This is a genomic window from Sphaerimonospora mesophila (assembly GCF_001417795.1).
Taxonomy (GTDB): Bacteria; Actinomycetota; Actinomycetes; order Streptosporangiales; family Streptosporangiaceae; genus Sphaerimonospora; species Sphaerimonospora mesophila.
The window spans coordinates 272,592-282,111 of the sequence record NZ_BCBX01000039.1 but is presented as its reverse complement, the minus strand read 5'-3'; the positions used below and the strand labels follow the sequence as shown (position 1 = coordinate 282,111).

The following is a 9,520-nucleotide window of genomic DNA, read 5'->3' as shown; positions in this document are numbered from 1 at the left end:
TGTGGGTGGGGGCGGGTGGGTGCTCCGGCCGGCTTGAGACCGTGCCCGAGACCACCGCGCCCGGGGAGGCCGGAGGCCTCTGCCGCCAGAGCGCAACTGTCACGGCCGGCCGGAGCAGCCACCCGCCCCTGCCCGCACTGTTGTGGCACCAGACCCCGGCCACCCCACCACAAAACCCGGCCGACCCGGCCGCCCCACCGCATCAGTCCCAACCCCAGCCACCCACCCACCGAACCCACCCGACGACCGAACCCGGCCGCCCACCCGTACTGGCCAGCGCACCGGACCGCTGACCGGCGCCGGATGGGACCCCCGTCCACCGACCGGCGCGGGGATGGGCAGGAGGTGCTGCGAGAGCAGGAGGTGCTGCGAGATGGGAGGCCGGGGGTGGAAGGCCGGTCTGGCCAGCGGGACCGTCTGGACAGCGAGACCGTCTGACCAGACCACATCGCGGCCGTCTGGGTCCGTGTCTTGGTAGCGGGATGGGTGGTGTTCTGGTCCAGGAGGCGTCGTCAGGATGCCGAGAACTCCACCGCCGCGGTGAGCCCGTACGCTGATGGTCGTGGAATACCGAGTCGCCGAGCAGGCCATCATGGCCAGAGGAGTGGAGTGGGATTTCCACCCCTCCCTTGAACGGATCAGCGCGCTGATGGAGCTCATCGGCGATCCGCAGAAAACGTTCCAAGTCATCCATATCGCCGGGACCAACGGCAAGACGAGCACGGCTCGGATGGTCGAGAGTCTGCTGCGGGAACGCAATCTGCGTGTCGGCCGTTACACGAGCCCTCATCTCACCTCGGTCCGTGAACGCATTTCGGTGGATGGGGAGCCTCTTTCTGAGGATCGTTTCACCGATGTCTATCGGGATATCGAGCCGTACCTTGAAATGATCGACACCAAGGTCGGACGGCTGAGTTTCTTCGAGACGCTCACCGCGATGGCATTCGTCGCGTTCGCGGATGCGCCGGTCGACGTCGCGGTGATCGAGACGGGCATGGGTGGGGTCTGGGACGCCACCAATGTCGCGGACGGCGCGGTCGCCGTCATCACGCCGATCTCGTTGGATCACACCGACTATCTCGGTCCGGACGTCGCGACGATCTCCAAGGAGAAGGCCGGCATCATCAAGCCGGGGGCGACGGCCCTGCTCGCGCAGCAGCCGCTTCCGGCGGCCGAGGTGCTGATGAGACGGGTGGCGGAGACGGGAGCCGTCGTCGCGCGTGAGGGGCTGGAGTTCGGCGTGCTCCATCGCGAGCTTGCGATAGGCGGTCAGATGCTTCAGCTCAAAGGCCTCAAGGGGGTGTACGAAGAGGTCTTCCTGCCGTTGTACGGCGCGCACCAGGCCGGGAACGCGGTGTGCGCGCTCGCGGCGGTCGAGGCGCTCACGGGTGGTGACGATCCCCTGGGTGACGAGGTCGTCCGGCAGGCGTTCGCGGGGGTGACGAGCCCGGGGCGGCTGGAGGTCGTGAGGCGTGGCCCGACGGTGGTCCTCGATGCCGCGCACAACCCCGGTGGCATGGAGGCCACGGTTGAGGCGCTGACCGAGGCGTTCGGCTTCACCCGGCTGGTCGCCGTGGTGGCCGCCATGGGCGACAAGGACGTCAACACGATCCTTGAACTGCTCGAGCCGATAGCCGAGGAGGTCGTGGTCACCAGGAATTCCTCGCCGCGTTCGATGAAGCCGGACGAGCTGGGTCTTCGGGCACAGAGCATCTTCGGATCGGATCGGGTCCATGTGGCGGAACGGCTCGATGACGCGATCGACATGGCCGTCACCCTGGCCGATCAGGGTGACGAGCTGGGGTCGGGGGTGCTCATCACGGGTTCCGTGGTGACCGTCGGCGAGGCCCGCATTCTGCTCGGGGTCGAGCGATGAGGCGATCTCGCGGGGCGGGGGCGACCTTCCGGGGTGCCCGCGACGTGCGGCGCCGTGGAGGCGGAATCCGGACGGACGACATGGGAAGAGCGAGATGAACTACCTGTTCGAGGTGACTCCCGGCAAGCGCCGGCTGTGCGCGAGCGTGCTCGGCATGGAGGCCATCGTCGTAGCCCTGACCACTCCGGTCGCCATCGCGATCAACCATGTCCCGGTGCCGCTCGCGGTGACGGTCGGGATCGGGCTCGCGGTCCTGTGCGTCGTGGTGACAGGTATGCTCAAGCGCCCGTTCGCGTACGTCGCGGGATCAGTCGTCCAGATCCTGGCGATTGCCACCGGATTTCTCGTTCCGGCCATGTTCTTCCTTGGATTGATCTTCGCATTGCTCTGGATTACGGCCATCTTCGTCGCTCACCGTGTCGAGGGGGCGACGAAGCGCTAAAGTCGGCAAGCATGGCCGTCCCTCCCGTTTCGCAGGCCCGGACCGCCGTCGCGGTTCGCGCCGTGCGCGTCCCCCTGCTTCTGGACGTCGTCGCAGGGCTGCTCACCGTGGTGGCCCTGCCGCTCGCGGTGGTCGCGATCCCGAACACGATTTCGGTCGTCGCGGCGCTGCTGCCTCCGGGCGTCTCGCACGTCGACATGATGCGGGCGCATGGTCTGGCGCTGCCCGCCATGCTGCTGACCGTGCCGCTCGCGTCGGTGGCCGTACGCCGGTTCCGTGCCGCGCCGATTCTCGTCGCGGGGCTCGCGCTGCTGGCGGTGGCCGACGCGGCCGGCGGGTACGCGGACTCGACCGGTGTGGTCGGAGTGCTGCGTGTCCTCCACGGCGTGGGGGCCGGGGCGCTGATCCCGGCGACGCTCGTCGTCGTCTCAGAACGGCCGCGCAGGAACGTCCTGTTGCCGATCTGGGCGGGGATGCTCACGGTGAGCCTGCTGGCGGCCCAGGCGCTGGCGCTCTGGCCGCTCGACGGTTCGGGTTCCTGGCGGGTCACGCTTCAGCCGTACCCGCTGCTGACCGGCGTCGCCCTCGTGCTGGCCGCCGCCTATCTGGTCCTGTGGTTGATCGAGGGCGCGGGTGAGGCGGAGGAGGGTGGCGTCGAAGAGCCCGGCGGGGCACGCGCTTCCACGGCCGAGCGCAGGCGGCTCATGCTGGCGGTGGTGCCGGCGGCGGGCATCGCGGCGCTCGCCATCTTCCTGACCTTCGACTGGCCCCCGATCCTGGTCGTCGTCGCCGCTGCCGTCGCGGCGGCCGCTGTGCTGGCGATGCTGGGGCTCGGGGCGGCCGGCACGTTCGAGGGGCCGGGCGGGCGTACGCTGGCCTTCGTCAACGTGGCGATCGGTCTGATCGTGCTGCCCACGGCGGCGCAGACCACCTACATCGAGCTGGGCGGGCTCGGCGGGCCGGGGTTGAAGGGCCTGTGGCTGCCGTTCCTCCTCGCCGCTGTGATCGCTCTCGTCGCCGCCGTCGTCGTGGGCGTGCTTCCGGAGCGGAAGGTCGCGCAGTTGCCGGCCGCGGGGCTGGTGACGGTGGTGGCCGGTCTCTGCGCCATCTGGTGGCTTGTGCCGGAGCCCTCGGGGTGGCCGCTCGTCGTCCCGTTCACGCTGCTCGCGGCGGGTTCCGCGGTGGCGCTGGTGAGCGCGTTCCGGCTGGCGGGAGTGGGGTCGGCGCTGCTGGGCCTGTCCATGTGCTTCCCCGCGGTGCTCGCGGGCTTCCTGCTCGGCACCGGCATCCAGGTCCTCATGCTGAACCTGATCAGCGAATCCGGGCCGGCAACGGGAGAGGCGGTGGCGAACGGTTTCATCGACGCCCTGCACAAGTGGGCGCAGGTCGGCGGTGGCGTGGTCGTCGGGATCATCTTGCTGGCCCAGTTCCTGGCCCGTCGCGCCGCCGCGCTTCCCGGGGCGGCCACGGCCGCCGGTACGGCTTCGCCCGCGGAACGTGGGCAGGACGCGCAGGTGACGATCCCGGCGCCCACTCCGTCGCCCGAGGGGGACAAAGGCACGGCCGGAGAGGCGGGCGGGGACCGGTAAGCTGCCGTTGCGGTTGGAGCCCTGGGAGTGACCCGGGCGCCGGGATGATCTCGCCAGAAAACAGGGATCTCCGGGTGGACACCGCCACCGAGCCGCGTACATCCGGCGAGCAGCCCCGCTGCCCATTCGACAAGGAGAGAAACCGTGTCCGAGCGTACGCTTGTCCTGATCAAGCCGGACGGGGTCCGTCGCGGCCTCATCGGCGACGTCATCGGCCGGATCGAGCGCAAGGGCCTGAAGGTCGTGGCGATGGACCTGCGCACGCTCGACGCCGAGACCGCCAAGGCCCACTACGCCGAGCACTCCGAGCGCCCGTTCTTCGGCGAGCTGGTCGAGTTCATCACCTCGGCTCCGCTGGTGGCGCTCGTGGTGGAGGGGCCGCGCGCGATCGAGGCGTTCCGTGCGCTGGCGGGTGCCACCGACCCGGTCAAGTCGCCTCCCGGCACCATCCGCGGCGACCACGCGCTGGAGATCGGCGAGAACGTCGTGCACGGCTCCGACTCGCCCGAGTCGGCCGCCCGCGAGATCAAGATCTTCTTTCCTGACCGATTCTGAGTCTTCGCTTTGCCGCACCGCAGGCCCCGGGCTAAACCCGGGGCCTGCGGTGTTTTCCCAGGTGGTGACCATCATCTGGCCGGGGTGGCGGCGATTTTCCCCGTGCCTGATGGCTCGATGTGCCGAGTCATGGACGCACCGAGTTACGATTCGAGTGCGATGAGTTATCCCGCTAACCACCTGAAGGAAGGCTTCCTTCCGCATGGGCAGCAAGCTGACATTCCTGGGCCGTGACATGGCTGTCGACCTTGGCACGGCGAACACTCTGGTCTATGTGCGAGGCCGCGGCGTCGTGCTGAACGAGCCGTCGGTCGTCGCCATCAACGTCACGACAGGAAAGATCGTGGCGGTTGGCATAGAAGCGAAGCGCATGATCGGGCGTACGCCCGGCAACATCGTCGCGATTCGCCCCCTGCGCGACGGGGTGATCGCGGACTTCGATGTGACCGAGCGCATGTTGCGATATTTCATTCAAAAGGTGCACAGGCGTACGCACTTCGTGCGGCCTCGCATCATTGTGGCGGTTCCCAGCGGCATCACCGCGGTCGAGCAGCGCGCGGTGAAGGAAGCGGGATACCAGGCCGGTGCCCGGCGCGTTTACATCATCGAGGAGCCGATGGCGGCCGCGATCGGGGCCGGTCTGCCCGTCCACGAACCCACCGGAAACATGGTGGTGGACATAGGAGGTGGCACCACCGAGGTGGCCATCATCTCGATGGGCGGCATCGTGACCAGCCAGTCGATCCGGGTGGCGGGTGACGAGCTCGACGAGGCGGTCGTCGCCTTCGCCAAAAAGGAATACTCCATGATGCTGGGGGACCGGACCGCAGAGGAAGTGAAGATCTCGATCGGCTCGGCCGGCCCCTCCGGGGAGGAGATCCACGCCGAGGTCCGCGGCCGGGACCTGGTGACCGGGCTGCCCAAGACGGTGGTCATCTCGAGTGAAGAGATCCGCCGGGCGATGTGCGAGCAGGTCAACGTGATCGTCGACACGGTCAAGACCACGCTGGACAAGTGCCCGCCCGAGCTCTCGGGCGACCTCATGGATCGGGGCATCGCGGTGACCGGCGGGGGCGGCCTGCTCAAGGGCATGGTCGACCGGCTGCGCGAGGAGACGGGGATGCCCGTTCACCTGGCGGACAACGCGCTCGACTCGGTCGCGATGGGGTCCGGCAGGTGCGTGGAGGACTTCGAGGCCCTGCAGCAGGTGCTTGTTCCCGAGCCCCGCAACTAGGGAGCGTCTGGCAAATCGGCGACGGGCGGCATTTGCCAGACACTCCCGGGGCTCGCCCGGACCCGTGTCGCCCTGCCCAGTACAGGTGCGGTCGCCTGACCTTCTCGGTCCCTGGACACACGACTTAAGGAGCGGTCATGAGAGACACCCGCCGCGCCCGTCTCGCGGTCGGACTTCTCCTCGCCGCCGCACTGGTCCTGATCACCGTGGATCACCGGGTGGGCAGCGGGCCGGTCCTCGGTCCGGTGCACGACATGGCATCCGGGATCTTCTCCAAGGCCGAGCAGGTGAGTGCGACGGTCACCAAGCCGGTCAGGGACTTCGTGGGCATGCTCCGGGCGGCTCCGGAAGCGGAGCGGACCATCGCCGCACTGCGCAAGGAGAACGCGAAGTTGCGCACCGAGGTCGCCTCCCTGCAGCTCGACGGCACCCGGGCCGCGAAGCTGGACCGGATGCTCGGGCTGGCGGGCCTGGGCCGCTATCGGGTCGTGCCGGCGCAGGTGCTGGCGCGGCGGGACTTCCCTGGGTTCGAGGACGCCGTCGAGATCGACGCGGGCGCGAACGACGGAGTGCGGCCCGACATGACCGTGCTCACCGGGGACGGGCTCGTCGGCCGTGTGGTCAGGGCGGCCGCCGACAGCGCGACCGTGGCGCTGCTCACCGATCCCGCCATCTCGGCGGGGGCCCGTCTCGAAGGCGGCAACCAGATCGGTGTCGTGAGTGGTCTGGGTGAGGCGGGTGGCGGAGAAAACCTGATCAAGTTCCGGCTGCTCGACTCGACGGTGCCGCTGCCCCCGGGCGGCCGCATCGTCTCCTTCGGCTCACAGCGGAGCAAGCCGTACGTCCCGGGCGTGCCCATCGGCGTGATCCAGCGGGTGGAGTCGCTGCCGGGAGATCTCACCAAGATCGCCTATGCCAAGCCGTTCACCGACTTCTCGTCGCTGGACGTCGTCGGGGTCGTGGTCCAGGCGCCCAAGCGCGATCCGCGCGACTCGGTGCTCCCGCCGGTTCCGCAGCAGGCCAAGCAGGCGCGCGAGCGTGCGGACAAGCGGGCCGGTCGTGACGACGAGGCGGCCGATGAGTCGCGGGCCCAGGCCGAGCCGTGGGCCCAGATGGAGGAGGGAAGAGCCGGTGCGGCGCCGGGGAACCGCCGTCCGCGCGCACATGAGGCGCCGCGCCGCCGTCCGGCGGCCGCAGGTGCGGCGCGCAGCGACGGGAGGAACTGACCCTGATGCTCCGCAACCTGTCCGCGGCACTGATCATCTTCGCCGCTCTGGTGCTGCAGGTGAGCCTGGTGAACCGGTTGCTCGGCGCGTACGCACCGGATTTCGTGCTGCTGACCATTCTGACGCTCGCCGCGCTGCGGGGGCCGACGGCCGGCGCGGTGATCGGCTTCTGCGGCGGCCTCGCCTATGACCTGCTGCCGCCGGCCAGCCACACGCTCGGGCAGTACGCGCTGCTGCTGTGCGCGCTCGGTTTCGTCGTGGGCCGGTTCGGCGAGAACGCGCCGATGCTCACGGTGGCGGTCTTCGCCGTCATCGCGCCCGGTCTGGCGGCGGGCATCGGCGCGCTGCTGGGCAATCCCGGGGTCACCTGGACCGTCCTGAGCTCGGCCTGGCCGCGGGCCGCGCTGTGCGATCTGGTGGCCGCCCCCGCCGTGGTGTGGCTGCTGTCCGGCCGCTACCGGCTGCGAAGACGCGGCGGCAGGAGCGGGTCGACCGGGATGGGGCGGACGACGAGTTGGGGACGGGGGATGGCATGACACGGTTGCGGGGGCGACTGTTGGTCCTGCAGGTGCTCGTGATCGCGATGATCATGGTGCTCGTCGTCCGGCTGTGGCAGGTGCAGGTCGTGCAGGGGGACAGGTACGTCACCGTCGCGACCGAGACGCGGACCCGAGAGGTGCGGGTGCCGGCCGTACGCGGCTCGATCCTCGACTCGTCGGGCCGGCCGCTGGTCCGCAACCGCACGAGCCTGGTGGTGTCGATCGACCGGTCCAGGCTCGAACGGATGCCCGACGGCGGCACCGCCGTGCTCCGGCGGCTGTCGCCTGTGCTGGGCGTCCCGTACGAGAAGCTGAAGACGCAGATCCGTGCCTGTGGGCCGGGCGTCTCGAAGCCCTGCTGGCCGGGTTCGCCGTACACCCCGATCCCCGTCGCCGAGCACGTGAAGACCCGGCAGGCGCTGCAGATCCTGGAACGCCAGGAGGACTTCCCGGGGGTGACGGCCGAGATCCAGGCGAGGCGCGACTACCCGCACGGCAAGGACGCCGTCCAGTTGCTCGGCTACCTCCAGCCGGTCACCGAGCAGGAGTTGGAGAAGCGCGAGGGACTCAAGGCGAACTACTCCGGTGTCGACCTGACCGGCCGGGGCGGGCTTGAGGCGACCTATGACGCGGCGCTGCGCGGCAAGCCGGGCCTGCGGCGGGTCCAGGTGGACCGGATGGGCAAGGTCATCAGGGTGGATCAGCGGTCGAACCCGGTGCCCGGCGACATCCTGGTCACCAGCATCGACGAGCGGGTCCAGCGGATCGTGGAGAAGTCGCTCGACCAGGCGATGAAGGAGACGCCACAGTCCGACGGGGCGGCGGGCGTCGTGCTCGACGTGAAGACCGGGCGGGTGGTCGCGATGGCCAGCAGGCCGAATTACGATCCCAAGGTCTGGGTGGGCGGCATCTCCGAGAAGGACTATCGGTGGCTGCTGTCGGATAAGTCGGGCAAGCCGCTCATGTCGCGGGCGATCAGCGGCACGTTCGCCCCCGGGTCCACCTTCAAGATCAGCTCGGCCTCGGCGATGATCGCCGACGGCGCCTCGCTGAACGGCACCTACGAGTGCCCGAGCTCCTACACCGCCGCCGGCCGCTCGTACAGCAACGCCGGCGGCATGTCCCTGGGATCGATCTCCCTGCACACGGCGCTCGAGAAGTCCTGCGACACGGTGTTCTACAAGGCGGGATACGAGCAGTGGAAGCGCGACGGGGGTGAGAAGCCGACGGGCACCCCCAAGGAGCCGATGACCCACATGGCCAAGGCGTACGGCTTCGGCCGGCGCACCGGCATCGATCTGCCGGGTGAGAGCCCGGGCCTGATCCCGAGCCGGGAGTGGAAGAAGAACCTGTGGGCCTCGATGAAGGACACCATGTGCCGGCGGGCCAAGACCGGCTATCCCGAGATGAAGGACGCGGCCAAGGCGGCGTACGCCAAGCGGCTCGCCCACGAGAACTGTGTGGAGGGCTACATCTGGCACGCCTACGAGGCGATCAACTTCTCGATCGGCCAGGGCGCCGTGCTGGTGACGCCGCTCCAGCTCGCCCGCGCGTACGCCGCGCTCGTCGGCGACGGCAACGTGCGCAGCCCGCGGATCGGCTGGGCCCTGGTCCGGCCGGACGGCACGCTGGTCAAGGAGATCCCGGTGCCGATCGAGGGCCATCTGCCCATCAGCGACGAGGTGCGCGACTACATCCGCAAGGCGCTGGCCCAGGTGCCCGTGACCGGTACGGCCGCGGCCGTGTTCCGCGGGTTCGACTTCAACCGCGTGAAGGTCGGCGGCAAGACCGGCACGGCGGAGGTCTACGGCAAGAACGACACGTCGTGGTTCGCCTCCTTCGCCCCCGCGGACAAGCCGCGCTTCGTGGCCGTCGTGATGGTGTCCCAGGGTGGATGGGGCGCCTCCACCGCCGCGCCCGCCGTACGCCGGATCTGGGAGGGGATCTTCGGAGTGGGCAAGGGCGAGGACGGCAAGCCGCTCAAGCCGGCGCTTCCGGACGGCATGCCCCCGGCGGCGCTGCCGGTGATCAGGGATGGGGTGGCGGCCCAGTGATGCGA

8 protein-coding genes are annotated in these 9,520 nt (G+C 69.5%); all 8 read left to right on the top strand.

Annotation, left to right across the window (positions count from 1 at the left end; genetic code table 11):
• Positions 1-592 precede the first annotated feature (592 nt).
• The 8 genes from AP234_RS21580 (at position 593) to mrdA (ending at position 9,515) form a co-directional block, all read left to right on the top strand.
• Positions 593-1,876, top strand: coding sequence for a bifunctional folylpolyglutamate synthase/dihydrofolate synthase (locus AP234_RS21580; protein WP_083502310.1), 1,284 nt, complete (start codon positions 593-595; stop codon positions 1,874-1,876).
• A 94-nt stretch (positions 1,877-1,970) separates the two neighbouring features.
• Positions 1,971-2,318: a DUF4233 domain-containing protein gene (locus tag AP234_RS21575; protein ID WP_055481479.1), complete on the top strand. Its 348-nt coding sequence runs from the start codon at positions 1,971-1,973 to the stop codon at positions 2,316-2,318.
• An 11-nt stretch (positions 2,319-2,329) separates the two neighbouring features.
• Positions 2,330-3,907, top strand: a complete 1,578-nt coding sequence (locus AP234_RS21570) for a hypothetical protein (RefSeq protein WP_055481478.1) — start codon at positions 2,330-2,332, stop codon at positions 3,905-3,907.
• 144 nt (positions 3,908-4,051) lie between these two features.
• A complete protein-coding gene (gene ndk / locus AP234_RS21565; protein WP_055481477.1) occupies positions 4,052-4,462 on the top strand; it encodes a nucleoside-diphosphate kinase in 411 nt (136 codons plus the stop codon).
• A gap of 202 nt (positions 4,463-4,664) precedes the next feature.
• The gene (locus tag AP234_RS21560; protein ID WP_055481476.1) at positions 4,665-5,696 is read left to right on the top strand and encodes a rod shape-determining protein; all 1,032 of its coding nucleotides are present in this window, start codon (positions 4,665-4,667) and stop codon (positions 5,694-5,696) included.
• A 137-nt stretch (positions 5,697-5,833) separates the two neighbouring features.
• Positions 5,834-6,922, top strand: a complete 1,089-nt coding sequence (gene mreC / locus AP234_RS21555; protein ID WP_063843024.1) for a rod shape-determining protein MreC — start codon at positions 5,834-5,836, stop codon at positions 6,920-6,922.
• 5 nt (positions 6,923-6,927) lie between these two features.
• Positions 6,928-7,458 carry a rod shape-determining protein MreD gene (gene mreD, locus AP234_RS21550; protein ID WP_055481475.1) on the top strand — a complete coding sequence of 177 codons (531 nt, stop codon included), beginning with the start codon at positions 6,928-6,930 and terminating at the stop codon, positions 7,456-7,458.
• Positions 7,455-9,515 (top strand): penicillin-binding protein 2, encoded by a 2,061-nt coding sequence (gene mrdA, locus AP234_RS21545; RefSeq protein WP_055481474.1) that lies wholly within the window; start codon positions 7,455-7,457, stop codon positions 9,513-9,515. Before mreD ends, mrdA begins: the two co-directional genes overlap by 4 nt.
• Positions 9,516-9,520: the final 5 nt, after the last annotated feature.

Bases quoted from the DNA above. Each gene is read 5' to 3' on its own strand.
- AP234_RS21580 (WP_083502310.1), top strand. From the start codon at position 593: ATGGCCAGAGGAGTGGAGTGGGATTTCCACCCCTCCCTTGAACGGATC.
- AP234_RS21575 (WP_055481479.1), top strand. From the start codon at position 1,971: ATGAACTACCTGTTCGAGGTGACTCCCGGCAAGCGCCGGCTGTGCGCG.
- AP234_RS21570 (WP_055481478.1), top strand. From the start codon at position 2,330: ATGGCCGTCCCTCCCGTTTCGCAGGCCCGGACCGCCGTCGCGGTTCGC.
- AP234_RS21560 (WP_055481476.1), top strand. From the start codon at position 4,665: ATGGGCAGCAAGCTGACATTCCTGGGCCGTGACATGGCTGTCGACCTT.
- mreC (WP_063843024.1), top strand. From the start codon at position 5,834: ATGAGAGACACCCGCCGCGCCCGTCTCGCGGTCGGACTTCTCCTCGCC.
- mreD (WP_055481475.1), top strand. From the start codon at position 6,928: ATGCTCCGCAACCTGTCCGCGGCACTGATCATCTTCGCCGCTCTGGTG.
- mrdA (WP_055481474.1), top strand. From the start codon at position 7,455: ATGACACGGTTGCGGGGGCGACTGTTGGTCCTGCAGGTGCTCGTGATC.